Origin of the sequence: Bradyrhizobium sp. S3.3.6 (assembly GCF_040546905.1) — a bacterium.
Lineage (GTDB): Bacteria > Pseudomonadota > Alphaproteobacteria > Rhizobiales > Xanthobacteraceae > Bradyrhizobium > Bradyrhizobium cytisi.
Map to the genome: position 1 here is coordinate 171,495 of NZ_JBEPOT010000012.1, position 17,713 is coordinate 189,207.

Sequence of the window (17,713 nt, forward strand, 5' to 3'; positions counted from 1 at the left end):
GATTGGCGGCCGTGAGGGGATTCTTGGCGGGCGATGGTTAATCTGCCGTTAAGCGCCGGCTTGTGGAGCCATGCGGGATTAACCGTGCTGGGCGGCGCGGAACGCTATCGCCCCGTTGCGTCGCGGTACTCCGCGACCGTCCGGGTCACGAGATCGGCAACTGCCATCACGTCCGTGACGCCCGATGTCGAATGCCCGCCGCTCCAGATGTCGCGCCAGCGCTCGGGCCGGCTCTCGCGCGCGGCGACATCGATGTCCTTGCCGATGTCGATGGCGCCGCGTGCCGGGAGGTCGTCGGGATCGAGGCCCGCAGCGACGATCGACGGCTTCAGCATGCTGGTTTGCAAGCCGGTAAACGCGGTGGTGAGCAGAATGTCGTCGGCGCTGCTCTCGACCAGCATCTGCTTGTGGCGTTCGTCCGCCATGCTCTCGCGCGTAGCGATGAACTTTGTGCCCATATAGCCGAGATCGCAGCCGAGCACTTCGGCCGCATGCAGCGCGCGGCCATCGCTGATGCCGCCGGCGAGCACGATGATGCCGTCGTAAAATGCGCGCACCGCGCGGACGAACGCGAACGGGTTGAGCCAGCCGGTCTGTCCGCCCGCGCCCGCGGTGAGCAGCACCAGGCCGTCGGCGCCTGCTGCCGCCGCGCGTTCGGCGTGGCGGATGGAGGCCACATCCGCCAGCACCAATGTGCCGGCACCATGCAGCGGCTTCAACACCGGCGCCGGCGAGCCGACCGAGGTGATGACGATCTCAGGCTTGTGCTTGAGCAGCACGGCGAGATCCTGCTCCAGCCGCGCGTTCGAGCGATGCACGATCAAATTCGGACAGAGCGGCGCGGCCTTGCGGCCGGTTTGATCCTCGTGCTGACGCAACCGCGTTGCGATTTCGGTGAACCATTCATCGAGCTGTTCCGTGCTGCGGCAGTTCGCGGTTGGAAAGCTGCCGATCACCCCGTTGCGGCAGGCCGCGACCATCAGCTCGACACCGGAGACCAGAAACATCGGCGCTGCGATCAAAGGCAGGCCGAGACGATCGCGAAAACGTTGCAGTCGATCGGATGTCAACCAGGCCTCCTGATCACTCTCGGCTCCGCGCGCGGGCTTTGCCGTTCCATCCCGCATTCTCTGTGCTAGCGTCATCGGCAACATTGGCACGTGAGAAGCCGATGACAAAGCAACGAGGAAACATATGTACGATCCGCTCCACGCATCGTCCCCGACTTGTGCGCAGACGCTACGGGCCCTGGCGCGCTACCCCGGCCGCATTGCTTTCGCCTGGCCCGGCGGATCGCTGAGTTATCAAGGCACGCTCGACCTGATCGGACGATTCCAGAGCGTATTCATGCGGCTCGGCTTGCAGCCCGGCTCGCGCGTCGCCTTCCTCACCGCGAACCGCGCCGACACCTGGTGCGCCGGTATCGCCGCGCAATTGTCGCGATGCTGCATCACCTGGCTGCATCCGCTGGGATCGGAGACGGACCAACTGTTCCAGCTCGAAGATTCCGAGGCCGAAGTGCTGGTGGTCGACGTGGCCGCCTTCCGCGATCGCGGTGGAGAGCTCGTTGCAAAAGCAACGCGGCTCAAGGCGGTCTTCACCATGGGGCCGGCCGACTACGGTGTCGATCTCTTGCAGGCGATCGAGGGCGCGGGACATGCCAGCGCGCGGTGCCTCGCAAGTCTCGACGATCTCTCCACGCTGAACTACACCGGCGGCACCACCGGCAAGTCCAAGGGCGCGCTGCGCCATCATCGCGAGAACGCGGGCGCTGCCGGCGCGATCCTCGCCGATTTCGAGATCCCGGACGCCGCGCGCTATCTCACGGTGGCCCCGATCAGCCATGTCGCGGGCACCAAGGTGCTGCCGACACTGATGCGCGGCGGCACCGTGCACATGCTGAAGGGGTTCGATCCCGAGGCGGTGCTGGCGACGATCGCACGCGAGCGCATCAATTTCACGCTGTTCGTGCCGACCATGATCTACGTGCTGCTCGACCATCCCGCGCTCGGCAAGACCGATCTCTCATCGCTTGAGCTTGTGCTCTACGGGGCGTCGGCGATGTCGCCGAGCCGGCTGATCGAAGGCATCGAGCGCATCGGCCCGGTGTTCTCGCAGCTCTACGGCCAGACCGAATGCTATCCGGTCTCGGTGCTGCGCAAGAGGGATCACGATTCCAAGACGCCGGAGCTGTTTCTGTCCTGCGGCTTCCCGATTGCGGCCTGCGAGGTCAGGATTCTCGACGACAGCGACCAAGAGGTGAAGACCGGTGACGCCGGCGAAATCTGCGTGCGCGCGCCGCATGTGATGACGGAATACTGGAAGCGGCCTGATATCACCGCGCAGACACTGAAGAACGGTTGGGTCCACACCGGCGACATCGCGCGCCAGGACGAGCGCGGCTACCTATTCATCCTCGATCGCAAGAAGGACATGATCGTCAGCGGCGGCTTCAACATCTTTCCGCGCGAGATCGAGGACGTGCTGTCGCAGCATGCCGATGTTGCGATGGTCGCCGTCGTCGGCATCCCCGACGAGAAATGGGGCGAGGCGGTCACGGCCATCGTCGTGCCGCGCGATGGCACAAAGCCCGATCCGGACGAGCTGATCGATCTGGTGCGGAGGCGTAAGGGTTCCGCGCATGCGCCGAAACAGATCCAGTTCGTCAAGCAGCTGCCGATGACCGGCGTCGGCAAGGTCGACAAGAAGGTGCTGCGCGCAGGCTTCTGGAGCGGACGGGACCGGATGGTCGGGTAAATACCCCGGAATTCTACGGGGTCATGTGGCCCCGGCACCACAATGCGCAACAGAGTGCGCGTCTGCGCGGGCCGCGCGATTGCCGGCGAATCAGGGAATCAACTAGACCGCTGATGGGGCTGGGAAGCGGAGTAAGACATGCGAGTCGCTTCCCTGGAAAGTGCAGTCGCCGCGGTCACGTTGATCACGGCCATCATCGTGGTGCTGTGGGAGATCAAGATCTTCTACGGCGTGTGAACAGGCAGGATGCCCTGGTCGAACACGACCAAGCATCCCTTCCGCGGCGGCGGAAGCCTGCCGTTCAAGTGGCACAAGCAGCGATCACGTCGCCTGCCATCACACTCACCGCTTCTCGATCACCAGGCTCTGCACCGCGCGGCCGAAATAGCCCTGGCGATCGGCCAGCCGCGACATCGCAAGCCCGGCGCCATCCGGGCCGATCCAGGATTCGCCGTCGAGCAAGATCCAGTCGCCGACCGGCTGGCGCGCCAGGCTCACCGAGAGGTCGGCGTTGATGTAGGTCCAGGTGCGGAAGTCGAGCGTCGAGGCGGTGCCGTTGGAGAAATCGGCGGCGACCACGGCCCGCATCGCCTGCGAGACCGCCTCGCCTTCGACCAGCGGATGGTCGAGGCGAAACCAGATCGCACCGGCACCGGCCTGGCCGAAGCGGCCGCGTGCGGCGCGCATCGAGACCATGCCCGCGAACGGGCTGGTCGCGCCATGACCGTCCTCGACCAGCGAGTCCTCGGGCGACGGCAGCGTGACCGGCAACTCCCTGACGTCATCGGGCAGCGGCTGCGCCTGTTGCTTGATCTTGAGCACGGTGGCGCCGACGACCTGTACGCCGTCGGCGAGCAGCTTGACCTCGCAGAGCTGGATCTTGCGACCCTCGCGCAGCACCGCGGTCTCGATCGTGAGCGGCGCCACCGGCACCGGGCGCATCAGGTCGATGGTAACGCGTGCGATGTTCATCGCGACCTGTGTCGGAATACGCTCCGCGGCCCACGTCACCAGCGCCGATGGCGCCGAGCCGTGCTGCATGCGCCGGTCCCACGGCCCTGCGGCATTGGGGCTGGTGACGACGCTGTTGCCGTCGACGCGGTAGATGGCGGTCATTGCGAGAGCTATCACAACGGCGGATCGATCGCCTCGTCGTATTCCTTCTTGAAACGCGCGATCATCTCGGCGGCGGGCACGATGCCATCGACGCTGCCGATGCCCTGGCCCGAGCCCCAGATCTCCTTCCAGGCCTTCGGCTTGGCGCGCTCGCCGGAGGCGTCGGTGCCAAAGTTCATCTTGGAGGGATCGGAGGTCGGCAGGTTTTCCGGATCCATGCCGGCGGCGAGGATCGAGGGCTTCAGATAATTGCCGTGCACGCCGGTGAAGAGGTTGGAATAGACGATGTCGTCGGCGCTCGCACCCGCGATCATCTCCTTGTAGGTCTCGACCGCGTTGGCCTCCTTGGTCGCGATGAAGGCCGAGCCGATATAGGCGAAGTCGGCGCCGAGAACGCGCGCGGCGCGGATCGCCTTGCCGTTGCCGATGGCGCCCGACAGCGCGATCGGGCCGTCGAACCATTTCCGCGTTTCGGCTACGAAAGCGAGCGGCGAGATGGTGCCGGCATGGCCACCGGCGCCGGCCGCGACCAGGATCAGGCCGTCGGCACCCTTCTCGATCGCCTTGTGGGCGAATTTCTGATTGATCACGTCGTGGAAGACGATGCCGCCCCAGCCGTGAACGGCTTGATTGAGCTCCTCGCGTGCGCCAAGCGAGGAGATGATCATCGGCACCTTGTACTTGGCGCAGAGCTGCATGTCGTGGTCGAGCCGGTTGTTCGACTTGTGCACGATCTGGTTGACCGCGAACGGCGCCGACGGCTTGTCGGGATGCGCGCGGTCGTAGGCCGCGAGCTCTTCGGTGATCCGCGCCAGCCACTCGTCGAGCAATTCCGGCGGCCGCGCGTTCAGCGACGGGAACGAGCCGACCACGCCCGCCTTGCACTGCGCGATCACGAGGTCGGGCACCGAGATGATGAAGAGCGGCGAACCGATCACGGGGATCGACAGGCGTCCCTTGAACAGAGCAGGCATGGACATTGCGAAACGATCCTTTGTTGGCAGACGCATTGAAGGTTGGGAGCCATACCAACAAGGCAATCTTTCCACTGTCAAGTATTGCGTTTTGACGCCGTGGCGGATGCCGTTACCGCAATTCCAACGCGCGGAATTCTTTTGTCCGTCATTCCGGGGCGACGCGTAGCGTCGAACCCGGAATCCATTGGGCGCCGGCGCGAATAGCGAAATGGATTCCGGGCTCGCGCTACGCGCGCCCCGGAATGACGGGAGGAGAGAGCACCATCACCCAAGCAAATCCGGATTGATCAGCCGCTCGAACGAGAACATCTCGTCCCATTTTTCCTGCGTCAGCAGCTTGCGTTCGGTCACCACGATCTGGTGCAGCGACTTGCCGCTCTTGTAGCCCTCGCGCGCGATCTCGGCGCATTGCTTGTAGCCGAGCAGCGGCTTCAGCACGGTGACGATGCCGAGCGAGTTCAGCACCATGTTGCGGGTGTGTTCCTCGTTGGCGGTGATGCCGACCACGCAATTCTCGCGCAGGCTGTTGACCGCGCGCTCCATGGTGCGGATCGAGAAGAACAGCGCAAACGAGATCACCGGCTCCATCACGTTGAGCTGGAGCTGGCCGGCACTCGCAGCGAGCGTCACCGTGGTGTCGAGCCCGATGACGAGGAAGCTGGTCTGGTTCACGACCTCGGGGATGACAGGATTGACCTTGCCCGGCATGATCGAGGAGCCCGGCTGCAATTGCGGCAGGTTGATCTCGTTGAAGCCGGCGCGCGGGCCGGAGGCGAGCAGGCGGATGTCGTTGCAGATTTTCGTCAGCTTGCTCGCGGTGCGCTTGAGCACGCCGGAGAGCTGCACATAGGCGCCGGTGTCCGAGGTCGCCTCCACGAGATCGCCGGCGAGAATGAAGTCGACGCCGGTCAGCGCGCTGAGATGCCGGACCGCGAGTTTTGGGTAGCCGACCGCTGCCGTCACGGAGGTGCCGATCGCGGTGGCGCCGAGATTGATCTCGCGCAGCAGCGCGCGCGCCTCGGAGATGCGGTCGACCTCCTCGCCGATCGTGGTGCCCCAGCCGCGAAATTCGGCGCCGAGCGACATCGGCACCGCGTCCTGGAGATGCGTGCGCCCCATCTTCAGCACGCGTTCGAACTCGCGGCCCTTGGCGAAGAAGGCCTCCCGGAGCTGGCGCAGCGCCATCATGTAGCTCTCGAGCCGCAGGATCAGCGCCAGCCGGAATGCGGTCGGATAGGTGTCGTTGGTCGACTGGCCGTAATTGACGTGGTCGTTCGGGCTGACGTGCTGGTAATCGCCCTTGTTGAAGCCGAGCGATTCCAGCGCGAGGTTGGCGATCACCTCGTTGGCGTTCATGTTGGTCGAAGTACCGGCGCCGCCCTGGATGAAGTCGGTGACGAACTGGTCCATCATGTCGCCGGCGATGACGCGGTCGCAGCCGACGATGATCGCGTCCGCCACCTTCGTGTCGATCGCGCCGAGATCGCGATTGGCCATCGCGGCGGCCTTCTTCACGTAACCCAGCGCCTTCACGAAGTAAGGCTCCTGGTTCATCGGAATGCCGGTGATGTGGAAGTTTTCCTTACCCCGGATGGTCTGGACGCCGTAGTAGATGTCGTCGGCGATCTCACGCTGTCCGAGGAAGTCCTGCTCAGTGCGGCTCATGGGCGCTCCTTTGGTCGCGCGACGTCCTCAGTTCTGGCACAGCGCGCTGGTGACGACGGTATCGGTGCGGCAATCATCCGGTTTGCGTTGCCTGCCCGGAATGAGAACCTTGGCCGAGCACTTCTCGGCGGAATCGGTGTTCAAGCTCTTGCCTTCCTTGTAGCCCTTGCCCTGGCAGAGCTGATCGGCAGCGAGCTTGCAGTCGGGCCCGCCGCTGGGCGAGACCGGACAGGCCGCACGCCCCGACACCATGGTGGACGGCCGCGCCAGACGCGACAGATCGTTCATGGTCTCGCTCGGGCTTTTGATCGGCGGCAGGATCGAGGGCAGCTTGTCGAACAGCTTGCCCATTTCGTTGATCAGTCCGGGGTTTTCCGAAGCTGCAGGCGTCGATGGCGGCGGCGCGGCCTGCGGCCCCTGCTCCTGCAGACCGAGCGTCGGCGGCGCCGATTGCGCCCACCCGGTCCCGCCAGCACCGGGCAGGAGCAGCAGCACCGCCGAGATCAGCGTCCCGAGCCGCACTGCCGGATTTCCGGATCGGACCATCATGGGGCAACCGTAGCCGAAGCCGGCGCGGCGTGAAAGCGTTGGGGATCCAACTCCCGGAATCCAGATCCTGGAATCTAAGTCCTAGATCAGCTTGATCGCGACCACGAAGCCGAGCACCAGCACGGCAGCGCCGAGCGCCACCCACAGGGCGAGATGCCGCTCGATCCGCTCGCGGATCCAGTCGCCATAGCGATTGAGGAGGATCGCTACGATGAAGAAGCGCCCGCCGCGCGCGACAATCGAGCACAGGATGAAAAGAACGAGATTGTAGCCGGCAAAACCCGAGGTGATGGTGACGAGCTTGTAGGGGATCGGCGTCAGGCCCTTGAGCAGGATGATCACCGCGCCCCATTCCGCATAGGAGGCGCGGAAAGCATCGACCTTGCCGCCGAGGCCGTAGACCTGGATCAGCCAATGGCCGACCGAGTCGAACAGCAGCGCACCAATGGCGTAGCCGAGCAGACCGCCGACCACCGAGGTGGCCGTGCAGATCGCGGCGTAGAGCCAGGCGCGCTGCGGACGCGCCAGCGACATCGGGATCAGCATCACGTCCGGGGGAACTGGAAAGAACGAGCTTTCGGCGAAAGCCACGGCTCCCATGATCCAGAGCGCGTAAGGCTTGTGGGCGGCGTCGATGCACCAATCGTAGATACGTTTCAGCATGCGCCGCGATGAAGCACCATGGGACGGATTTGTCCATCGTGGAGTTTTGTGACGCTTTAGTGCCGTTTGCGCGCCGCGCGGCCCTCGAGCGCGACAATTGGCCGCCGGGCCGAAATACGCGGTGACGCGACTTTGGGCAGCTTCAGCGGCGATTTCGGCAACTTTTCGGCAATGCCCAACATGTCCTCACGCCGCGACATTTCACGCCAGACGTCTTCGGGGCGCACGCCGGCGGAAGCCCATAGCACGGTGAGATTGTAGAGCAGATCGGCGCTTTCCCGGACCACGGCCTCGGCGTCGCCGTTGACCGCATCGATCACGACCTCGATCGCCTCTTCGGCCAGCTTCTTCGCCATTTTGGAAGGCCCACGCTGAAACAGCCGGGCAGTGCGCGATGTTGCCGGATCAAGGTCCCTGGCCGCGAGGACAGCCAGATATAGCCGCTCAAGCGAATCACTCATGTACGTAAAACTACTCTAAACAAATGGTCGACGCGTTAACGCCTGACAATAAATGGCAAAAGGCCGGAGCGACAAGCGCACCGGCCTTTCGTGGTCAACGACTTACCAACAACCCGCGCCGCCTCGGCTGCAGGTGGCAAAGGGGTCGCGACTGCCACTGCCATTGGTGCCCAGGTATTCGCGATCGTTCCTGTAATAACCCGGGCCGCCGTAATAGGCCGGGCCGTTATCGTAATAGACCGGGCCGCCGCCGTAATAGGCCGGGGCATCATAGGCATACGCATCGCGGGTTGCTGCGATCGCAAGCCCGGTGCCGATGGCGCCGGCAATGGCTGCACCGGCAAAGGCCGCGCCGCCGCCCCCATGCCAGTGGCGGCCGCCCGCGAACGATGCGCTGGGGGCGACGGTGGTCAGCGCCAGCACCGCCGCGGTGGCGAGAACGGCCTTGCGGCCGGTAAACTTCGAAAATCGGTCAAACATGGCGTGGACCCTCCTTGGGACCTGCATTGGTGCCTCGAGACAGGCTCATGTCTTTCAAACATCCGCATTCCATGTTGGGTTCCCCAACCCCAACAGAAGATGAACGGGGTTGCGTGATCGTGACGCAACCACGGCTCATCCGCCGTTCATGTTGATGCGAACACACTCGTCGCCGGCCGGCGCTGCGAGCGTCACGAAACCACAACAATGCGGAACCGGCGCGACCGATGGTTGGATTCAAGACGATCGTCACTCACGGCCTGCTGGTCCTCGCGATCGTGCTTGCCGCGCGCCATGTGGACGCGGCCGAGACCGTGGCGCCGCCTGTGGCGATCCACGTCACCTTCGACCGTCCGGTCGATGCGAGCATGGCGCCGTTCTTCATGGCCGCAAAGGACGGCAAGTTCGGCGCCGAGCACCTCAACGTCTCCTTCAACAGCGCGGCCGGATCGCCGGAAGCACTTGCGCGCGTTGCTACCGGCAATAGCGAGCTCGCGCTCGTCGACATCAACGAGCTCATTCGTTTTCGCGACAAGGCCGATGCGCCGCCGGTTAAGGCGGTGTTCGTGCTGTTCAACCGCGCGCCCTACGCAATCGTCGCCCGCAAGAGCCGCGGCATCCATTTGCTCTCCGATCTCGACGGCAAGGCCGTCGGCGTCGCCGACAGCGATCTGTCGATCCGGCTGTGGCCGGCGCTGGCACGGCAGAACGGCATCGACGTCTCGCATGTCAAATTCTTCAAGATGAGTGCGGCGGTGCGCGAGCCGGTGCTCTCGGCGGGACAGGTCGACGCCGTCGCCGGGTTCTCCTATCTCTCCGCGGTGAATTTGCGCGACCGCGGCGTGCCGGCCGATGATCTCGCCGTGCTGCGTTACGCCGATTATGGCTGCGAGGCCTACGGCTTTGCCGTCGTCGCCAGTCCCGCCTTCGCCACGGCGAAGCCGGACGCGCTGAAGGGTTTTGTCCGCGCGCTGATTGCGGGCATCACCACAACCGCGAAGGAGCCGGCGCGCGCGGCGGACGAGGCCGCCGGCCGCATCGACGACAGCGACCGCGACCTCGAGCTCGCGCGCCTGCGCACCGTGCTCGCCGACAACATCCTGACCGACGAGGTCCGACGCAACGGCCTCGGCGGCGTCGATCCGGCGCGCCTGGAGCGCTCGATCGACCAGATCGCCGAGGATTTCAGATTCCACAAGCGTCCGGCGGCGGGCGACATCTTCGATGGCCGGTTCCTGCCGCCGGTTGAAAGCCGGCTCATCAATTGAGCAAAACCGGCAGCTTCTGCTGTATCTCGCGGGCGATCCCTGCTTAGAATATCCGCTCGTCCCGTTTGATCCGCCAGAGTCCGACCTCGCATGTCCATTTTCAGCCTCTACACCCGTGTTCTCGAGCTGCTCGGAAAAGAAGCGCGGCTGGGCTGGTTGTTGGCAGTCGCTAATCTCCTGCTTGCCGCCTCGCAATTCGCCGAACCGGTGCTGTTTGGCCGCATCGTCGACGTGCTCTCCGGCAAGACGGTAGCCGGCTCAAGCTCGGCCTGGCCGTTCCTGATCGCCTGGGTCGCGTTCGGGCTGTTCACCATCGGCTGCAGCGCGCTCGTGGCGTTGCAGGCCGACCGGCTCTCCCACCGCCAGCGCCAGGCGGTGTTGACCAGCTATTTCGAGCACATTCTGCAACTGCCCCTGACCTTCCACTCCGGCACCCATTCGGGCCGGCTGATGAAGGTCATGCTGAACGGCACAGATGCGCTGTGGCGGCTGTGGCTCGGCTTCTTCCGCGAGCATTTTGCCGCGATCCTCTCGGTCGTAGTGCTGCTGCCGCTGTCGCTCTATCTGAATTGGCGACTCGCGATCCTGCTGTTCGTACTCTGCATCGTCTTCACCGCACTGACGACCTTCGTCGTGCGCAGGACCTTTGGCATGCAGATGGCGGTCGAGGAGCAATATAGCGAGCTCTCGGCGCGCGCCTCCGACGCGCTCGGCAACGTCGCGCTGGTGCAGAGCTTCGTCCGCGTCGAGTCCGAGGTGCAGGGCCTGCGCTCCGTCGCCGATCAGTTGCTCGCGGCCCAAATGCCGGTGCTGTCATGGTGGGCGCTCGTCACTGTGATCACACGCGCCTCCACCACCATCACCGTGCTCGCGATCTTCACGCTCGGCATCGCTCTGCACGACCAGGGCCTGACCTCGGTCGGCGAGATCGTGATGTTCGTGAGCTTCGCCACGCTCTTGATCCAGAAGCTCGAGCAGGTCGTGAGCTTCATCAACAGCGTATTCATGGAAGCGCCGCGCCTGCGCGAGTTCTTCAACGTTCTCGACGCCGTGCCCGCGGTGCACGACCGCTCCGACGCGATCGATGCGGGGCGGCTCTCCGGCCTGGTCGAGTTCAATGACGTCACGTTCTCTTATGACGGCAAGCGGCCAGCGGTCGAGGATCTCTCCTTCACCGCGCTGCCCGGCCAGACCATTGCGCTGGTCGGCCCGACCGGCGCCGGCAAGTCGACCGCGATCGCGCTTTTGCATCGCGCCTTCGATCCCCAGTCCGGCTTCATCAAGATCGACGGCATGGACGTGCGCGGTGTGACGCTGACCTCGCTGCGGCGGAATATCGGCGTCGTGTTCCAGGAAGCGCTGCTGTTCAACCGCTCGATCGCGGAGAATTTGCGCGTCGGCAAGCCGGACGCAACCGACGCCGAGATGCGCAAGGCGGCCGAGCGCGCACAGGCGCTCGAGTTCATCGAGCGTAGCGGCGGTTTCGAGACCAATGCCGGCGAGCGCGGCCGCATGCTGTCCGGCGGCGAGCGGCAACGGCTGTCGGTCGCACGCGCGCTGCTGAAGGACCCGCCGATCCTGATCCTGGACGAGGCGACCAGCGCGCTCGACGCCATCACCGAGGCCAAGCTGAATGCCGCTCTCGATGAAGTGATGAAGGGCCGCACCACCTTCGTGATCGCCCACCGCCTCTCCACCATCCGCAATGCCACGCGGATCCTGGTGTTCGAGGACGGACGGGTGATCGAAAGCGGAACTTTCGATGAACTCGTGGCCAAAGGCGGCCATTTTGCCGAACTCGCCAAGGCCCAGTTCATGGTGCAGGAAAGTGCTCAGGCAAATGCGCGGCCCAGCGCGGGTGCCGCCGAGGCCGCGGCCTCTGCCGCCAAATCTCCTTAACAAGTCCCCGTAGCACCGTCGAAATTCAGCCTATTTCATCGCGGAATACGCAGCCGAAACCCCTGTTCTCGACGCACGAGCCGGTATAGGTTTGCGCTGCCGCAAGCGGCGGCGCTGGATTTCAGAACCGAACATCAGATCACGAGAACCGTCCGAACTGGCGGATCTCCAAGGACCGGAATCGGATAGTGCACGCCTTTCGCCCGCTGCTTCGCAAGTCTCTGTTCAACCTGTTCGCCGCAGCGCTCGCAGTCGGTGCGCTGCTCGTACCGCGCGTCGCAAATGCTGAAGCGCTGCTTCTGATCGAAGCCGACACCGGCAAGGTGCTGCAAGCGGACAACGCGACCATTCCCTGGTATCCGGCCTCCGTCACCAAGATCATGACTGCCTATGTGACGCTGAAGGCGGTGAAGGACGGCAAGATCACGCTCGACACGCTGCTGACGGTGTCGCCGACGGCCGCCTCGCAATCGCCCTCGAAGATGGGCCTCCGTCCGGGGACACAGCTCACCGTCGACAACGCACTGAAGATGATGATGGTCAAGTCGGCGAACGACATGGCCGTGGTGCTCGCCGAAGGCCTCGGCGGTTCGATCGACGGCTTCTCCGTGATGATGAACGACACCGCGAAGAAGCTCGGCATGACGCAGACGAACTACGTCAATCCGAACGGCCTGCCTGCAGATGGACACGTCACCTCGGCACGCGACCTCGGGATTCTCGCGCGCTCGTTCCTGCGCGACCTGCCGGAATACGAATATTTCGTGCATATCCCGGCGATCCGCTTCGGCAAGCGCGTCACTGGCAATTTCAACAAGCTGATCGGCCGCTATCCCGGCGCCGACGGTTTCAAGACCGGCTTCATCTGCGCCTCCGGCTACAACCTCGTGGCCTCCGCCACGCGCAACGGCCGCCGCCTGATCGCGGTGGTGCTCGGCGCCAATTCCGGCACCGCGCGTGCGGTGAAGGCGGCGCAGCTGCTCGAGCGCGGCTTCAGCCAGGATAATCTGTCGTGGCTGCGGCCCTCGCTCGGCACCGTCGAGAACCTCGTGCCCGTCGACGCCTCGCCGCCGAATTTGCGCGAGGAGATGTGCGGCGGTCACCGCAAGCGGCCGGCCAGTGACGACGACGATGCGCTGATCGCGACCAACGGCGGCGGCACGACCGGGTCTGCCACCGGCGGCGAAGCCCAGGTGACGTTCTTCACCGCAGGGCTCCAGCCGCCGCTGATGAGGGCGTCCGAGCTGATGGCCTCGGCGCCTGCAGCCGCAGAGCCCATGGTGGTCTATACCGGCCCGACCCGCACCGGCGCGGCCCTGGTCGCGGCGGTCGCAGCCGACACCGATCAGCAGACCCCGCCGAAGGCGCGTGGCAAGAAGTCGCGCGCCGCCAAGAAGCCCGATGCCGGCAGCGACGCCAAGACTGACGGCAAGACTGACGGCAAGACTGACACCAAGACTGCCGCGGCGAAACCGGCCGCCACCAAGCCCGACGCGGCCGCGAAGAGTGACACCAAGAGCGCGGCAAAGCCGGCGGCGAGCAAGCGTGCCGCGGCCAAGTCTGATGCGGCGGCCAAGCCTTCTGATAAGCCTGCGGAGAAGCCGGCGGCGAGTGGCGATCAGACTGCCAAGCCGGCCAAGCCCAAAGCCGCCACCAAGCCGAAGCCCGCGCCCAACAACAGCTAGGTTAAGGCTCAAGGCCCGCCTGGCTACGCCCGCACTTCGCACTGCGGCAGCGATCTGCGACGATTCCAGTAGCCACTCTCCAGCCTTTGCCCTAAGCCTCGACCGCCTTGCCAGCCGTTCCGGCAGGCTCGATACTGCCGGCAATGAGGCAAGCCCGAGACACAACGGGCTCTGGTGCAAGAGAGGGGAGTTTCCATGGAGCGCATCTGGCTCAAGCAATATCCGCCCGGCGTGCCCGCTGATATCGAGCCGACTCAATACGCGTCGCTGGTCGACCTCCTTGAGGAGAGTTTTGCCAAGTTCGCCGACCGCAAGGCGTTCATCTGCATGGACAAGGCGATCAGCTATCGCGACCTCGACCAGATGTCGCTGGCGCTCGCTGCTTACCTGCAGGGACGCGGCCTGCAGCGCGGCGCGCGCGTCGCCATCATGATGCCGAACGTGCTGCAATATCCGGTCGCCACCGCCGCGGTGCTGCGCGCCGGCTTTGCCGTGGTCAACGTCAATCCGCTCTACACCCCGCGCGAGCTCGAGCATCAGCTCAAGGATTCCGGCGCCGAAGCGATCATCGTGCTGGAGAACTTTGCGCACACCGTCGAGCAGGTGATCGCGAAGACGCAGGTCAAGCACGTCATCGTCGCCAGCATGGGCGACCTGCTCGGCTTCAAGGGCGTGATCGTCAATCTCGTCGTCCGCCGCGTCAAGAAGATGGTGCCGGCCTGGTCGCTGCCGGGCGCTGTCTCGTTCAACGATGCGCTCTCGGCCGGCCGGGGTGCAACCCTCAACAAGCCAAAGCTGTCGCCCGGCGACGTCGCCTTCCTGCAATATACCGGCGGCACCACCGGTGTCTCCAAGGGCGCCACGCTGCTCCATCGCAATATCGTCGCCAACGTGCTGCAGAACGATGCTTGGCTGCAGCCGGCGATGACCACGCCGCCGCATGTCGATCAGCTCATGATCGTCTGTGCGCTGCCGCTCTATCACATCTTCGCACTGACGGCCTGCTACCTACTCGCGGTGCGCGCCGGCGGCTGCAATCTCCTGATCCCCAACCCGCGCGACATCGCCGGCTTCGTCAAGGAGCTCGCGAAATACCAGGTCAACAGCTTCCCGGCGGTGAACACGCTCTACAACGGCTTGATGCACCATCCCGACTTCAAGAAGCTCGACTTCTCCAAGCTGAAGATTTCCAACGGCGGCGGCATGGCGGTACAGCGCCCGGTGGCGGAGCAGTGGAAAGCCGTGACCGGCTGCTTCATCGCCGAAGGCTACGGCCTGTCGGAGACTGCGCCGACGCTGACTTGCAATCCCGCGACCACAACCGAATTCTCGGGATCGATCGGGATTCCCGTGCCCTCGACCTGGATCTCGATCCGCGACGACGACGGCAATGAACTCCCGCTCGGCCAGCCCGGCGAGATCTGCGCCAAGGGCCCGCAGGTGATGTCGGGCTACTGGAACAGGCCGGAGGAGACCGCGAAGGTGATGACCGCGGACGGCTATTTCCGCACCGGCGACATCGGCATCATGGACGAGAAGGGCTACACCAAGATCGTGGACCGCAAGAAGGACATGATCCTGGTCTCCGGATTTAACGTCTATCCGAACGAGATCGAGGAAGTGATCGCGAGCCATCCGGGCGTGCTGGAATGCGCCGTGATCGGCGTTCCCGACAGCGGGTCCGGCGAAGCGGTGAAGGCGTTCGTGGTGAAGAAGGACCCGAACCTCACGGCGGAGGACGTCATCAAGTTCTGCCGCGAGCAGCTTACCGGCTACAAGGTGCCCAAGCAGATCGAATTCCGCGCCGACCTGCCCAAGACCAATGTCGGCAAGATCCTGCGCCGCGAACTGCGCGACGAGAAGAAGGCTCAGGCGGCGTAGTGCCGCCTCTCTCCGCCGTCATTCGAGGAGCTCTTCGCGACGAAGCAATCCAGAGTGTCACCGCGGCGACATACTGGATTGCTTCGCTCCGCTCGCAATGACGAGAAAATTGGCAGCCACCGCCCATCACACCGCTGTGAAGCCGTTTCCCTCCGCCGGTAAAATGCTCTAGAACAGCCCCGCCCCTTTCCACGGAGAATTCACGATGACCATTCAGATTGGCGACAAGCTGCCCGAGGCGAAATTCCGCGTGATGACGGCGGAAGGGCCGCAGGTGAAGACCACCGACGATATCTTCAAGGGCAAAAAGGTGGCGCTGTTCGCGGTGCCCGGCGCCTACACCGGCACCTGCCACAAGATGCATCTGCCGAGCATCTTCCTCAACGCCTATGCCATCAAGGACAAGGGCGTCGACACCATCGCGATCGTCTCCGTCAACGATGCCTTCGTCATGAACGCCTGGAAGCGCGACACCGACCAGCGCGACGAAGCGATCTTCCTCGCCGACGGCAACGCCGACTTCGCCAAGGCGATCGGCATGGAGCTGGACGCCTCCGGCAACGGCCTCGGCATCCGCTCCAAGCGCTATTCGATGCTGGTCGAGGACGGCGTGGTCAAGAAGCTGAACCTGGAGGCGATGCCCGGCAAGGTCGAGGTATCCGGCGGCGATACGCTGCTGGGACAGCTCTGAGCTTGAGGCGCCGCTCTCAGCCACAAATGACACTGTCATGCCCCGCGAAAGCGGAGCATCCAGTATTCCAGAGACGTCGAGATTCATTACAGCCGCGGCGGCGTGCTGGATCGCCCGGTCGAGCCGGGCGATGACAGTTGAGAATGAGGTCGCGTCGACGACGACGTCGATGCCCTACTCTGCGACCCGCTGCTGCAACCGCGCCTTGACGATCCCGTCGCGCGCCAGTTGATCGGCCCGCTCGTTCTCGGGATGCCCGGCGTGGCCTTTCACCCAGTGCCAGCGTACCTCATGCGCCTTCAGCGCGGCATCCAAGCGCTGCCATAGCTCGACATTCTTGACCGGCTTCTTGTCGGCGGTGCGCCAGCCGTTGCGCTTCCAGCCGTGGATCCAGCCGGTGATGCCCTGCCGGACATACTGGCTGTCGGTGTAGAGATCGACGGTGCACGGCTTCTTCAGCGCTTCGAGCGCTGAGATCGCCGCCATCAATTCCATCTGGTTGTTGGTGGTGTGGCGTTCGCCGCCGTTCAGCTCTTTTTCCTTGTCGCCGAACTTCAGGATCGCGCCCCAGCCGCCGGGCCCGGGATTTCCCGAACAGGCGCCGTCGGTATAGATCGTGACATTGGGAAGCTCGCTCACGCGACCAGTCCTGACGGCAGCAGCCCATAGTCGCGCGCGCTGGAGACGCTCTGGTGGAAGCGCAGCTTGCGAAAATACTCGAGCGGATCTTTCGGCTTGACCAGCGCGCCCGGCGGCACGTTGAGCCAGTCGACCAGCCGCGTGAGGAGGAAGCGGATCGCCGCACCGCGCGCCAGCAGCGGCAACGCAGCCTCTTCCGCCTCGGAGAGCTTTCGCACACGGCCATAGGCGTTCAGGAAGGCGCGCGCCTTGGTGACGTTGAAGGAATGGTCCGGCTCGAAGCACCAGGCGTTCAGGCAGATCGCGACGTCATAGGCCAGCATGTCGTTGCAGGCGAAGGTGAAGTCGATGATCCCCGAGAGCTTGTCGCCGAGGAAGAAGACGTTGTCGTTGAAGAGATCGGCGTGGATCACGCCCTCGGGCAGATTGCTCGGCCAGAGGCCACCCGAGAGATGGTCGAGCTCGGCCGCGAGAAATGCGCGCAGGCCCGGCTGCACCTCGTCGGCACGGTGTGCTGCCGCATCGAACAGCGGCCGCCAGCCCGCGACCGACAGCGCATTGGCACGCTTGATCGCAAAATTGGCGCCGGCCAGATGCATCCGGGCGAGGCCCTCGCCGACGCCGGCGCAATGCGTCGCGTTCGGCTTGCGCGGCCAGACGCCTTCGAGAAAGGTGATGATCGCCGCGGGGCGTCCCGACAGCTCGCGCAACGCTTCGCCGTCCTTCGCCTTCACCGGTAGCGGGCAGCTGACGCCGTGCTCGGCGAGATGCGTCATCAGCGCGAGGAAGTACGGCAGATCTTTCTTCGCCACGCGCTTCTCGTAAAGCGTGAGGATGAACGAGCCTTGGGTGGTGTGCAGGAGGAAGTTGGAATTTTCGACGCCCTCGGCGATGCCCTTGTAGGAGAGCAACTCGCCGAGATCGTATTGCCTCAGGAAATCCGCAAGCTCGTCGGCGGCAACGTCGGTGTAGACCGCCATGC

16 protein-coding genes are annotated in these 17,713 nt (G+C 64.5%); 6 read left to right on the forward strand and 10 right to left on the reverse strand.

Translation table 11 applies throughout. The annotated features are described in order from the left end of the window. Positions 1 to 104: 104 nt before the first annotated feature. Positions 105 to 1,070: an NAD(P)H-dependent flavin oxidoreductase gene (locus tag ABID59_RS29125; RefSeq protein ID WP_354085642.1), complete on the reverse strand. Its 966-nt coding sequence runs from the start codon at positions 1,068 to 1,070 to the stop codon at positions 105 to 107. A 124-nt stretch (positions 1,071 to 1,194) separates the two neighbouring features. Between ABID59_RS29125 and ABID59_RS29130 the strand changes: the two genes are divergently transcribed. Then, a complete protein-coding gene (locus tag ABID59_RS29130) occupies positions 1,195 to 2,757 on the forward strand; it encodes an AMP-binding protein (protein WP_354085643.1) in 1,563 nt (520 codons plus the stop codon). Between the two features lie 342 nt (positions 2,758 to 3,099). Here the strand turns inward: ABID59_RS29130 and ABID59_RS29135 are convergent, their stop codons facing one another. The 7 genes from ABID59_RS29135 to ABID59_RS29165 all read right to left on the reverse strand — a co-directional run bounded on the left by ABID59_RS29135 (position 3,100) and on the right by ABID59_RS29165 (position 8,668). Beyond that, complete coding sequence (locus tag ABID59_RS29135; protein ID WP_354032479.1) at positions 3,100 to 3,873, reverse strand: thioesterase family protein; 774 nt, start codon at positions 3,871 to 3,873, stop codon at positions 3,100 to 3,102. An 11-nt stretch (positions 3,874 to 3,884) separates the two neighbouring features. Further along, entirely contained in the window at positions 3,885 to 4,853 is a 969-nt protein-coding gene (locus ABID59_RS29140) for an NAD(P)H-dependent flavin oxidoreductase (protein WP_148749959.1), read from the reverse strand. A 261-nt stretch (positions 4,854 to 5,114) separates the two neighbouring features. After that, on the reverse strand, positions 5,115 to 6,515 hold the full coding sequence (locus ABID59_RS29145) for an aspartate ammonia-lyase (RefSeq protein WP_148749958.1): 1,401 nt from the start codon (positions 6,513 to 6,515) through the stop codon (positions 5,115 to 5,117). 27 nt (positions 6,516 to 6,542) lie between these two features. Continuing rightward, on the reverse strand, positions 6,543 to 7,064 hold the full coding sequence (locus tag ABID59_RS29150) for a hypothetical protein (protein WP_354085644.1): 522 nt from the start codon (positions 7,062 to 7,064) through the stop codon (positions 6,543 to 6,545). A gap of 81 nt (positions 7,065 to 7,145) precedes the next feature. Next, a complete protein-coding gene (locus ABID59_RS29155; RefSeq protein WP_148749956.1) occupies positions 7,146 to 7,727 on the reverse strand; it encodes a YqaA family protein in 582 nt (193 codons plus the stop codon). Between the two features lie 56 nt (positions 7,728 to 7,783). Continuing rightward, entirely contained in the window at positions 7,784 to 8,188 is a 405-nt protein-coding gene (hisE, locus tag ABID59_RS29160; protein WP_354085645.1) for a phosphoribosyl-ATP diphosphatase, read from the reverse strand. Positions 8,189 to 8,290: 102 nt separating this feature from the next. After that, complete coding sequence (locus ABID59_RS29165) at positions 8,291 to 8,668, reverse strand: hypothetical protein (protein ID WP_354085646.1); 378 nt, start codon at positions 8,666 to 8,668, stop codon at positions 8,291 to 8,293. 227 nt (positions 8,669 to 8,895) lie between these two features. Between ABID59_RS29165 and ABID59_RS29170 the strand changes: the two genes are divergently transcribed. From ABID59_RS29170 to ABID59_RS29190, 5 genes are all read left to right on the forward strand, one after another. Continuing rightward, entirely contained in the window at positions 8,896 to 9,936 is a 1,041-nt protein-coding gene (locus tag ABID59_RS29170; protein WP_354085647.1) for an ABC transporter substrate-binding protein, read from the forward strand. A 90-nt stretch (positions 9,937 to 10,026) separates the two neighbouring features. Further along, a complete protein-coding gene (locus ABID59_RS29175; protein WP_148749953.1) occupies positions 10,027 to 11,835 on the forward strand; it encodes a glucan ABC transporter ATP-binding protein/ permease in 1,809 nt (602 codons plus the stop codon). A gap of 188 nt (positions 11,836 to 12,023) precedes the next feature. Beyond that, positions 12,024 to 13,520: a D-alanyl-D-alanine carboxypeptidase family protein gene (locus ABID59_RS29180; protein ID WP_354085648.1), complete on the forward strand. Its 1,497-nt coding sequence runs from the start codon at positions 12,024 to 12,026 to the stop codon at positions 13,518 to 13,520. 195 nt (positions 13,521 to 13,715) lie between these two features. Then, positions 13,716 to 15,401 carry a long-chain fatty acid--CoA ligase gene (locus ABID59_RS29185; protein WP_354085649.1) on the forward strand — a complete coding sequence of 562 codons (1,686 nt, stop codon included), beginning with the start codon at positions 13,716 to 13,718 and terminating at the stop codon, positions 15,399 to 15,401. 205 nt (positions 15,402 to 15,606) lie between these two features. Next, the gene (locus ABID59_RS29190) at positions 15,607 to 16,092 is read left to right on the forward strand and encodes a peroxiredoxin (protein ID WP_148749950.1); all 486 of its coding nucleotides are present in this window, start codon (positions 15,607 to 15,609) and stop codon (positions 16,090 to 16,092) included. Positions 16,093 to 16,266: 174 nt separating this feature from the next. Here the strand turns inward: ABID59_RS29190 and rnhA are convergent, their stop codons facing one another. Beyond that, the gene (rnhA, locus tag ABID59_RS29195) at positions 16,267 to 16,731 is read right to left on the reverse strand and encodes a ribonuclease HI (protein WP_097662137.1); all 465 of its coding nucleotides are present in this window, start codon (positions 16,729 to 16,731) and stop codon (positions 16,267 to 16,269) included. After that, complete coding sequence (locus ABID59_RS29200) at positions 16,728 to 17,711, reverse strand: homoserine kinase (RefSeq protein ID WP_148749948.1); 984 nt, start codon at positions 17,709 to 17,711, stop codon at positions 16,728 to 16,730. The genes rnhA and ABID59_RS29200 overlap by 4 nt, the downstream gene beginning before the upstream one ends. Between the last annotated feature and the right edge of the window lie 2 nt (positions 17,712 to 17,713).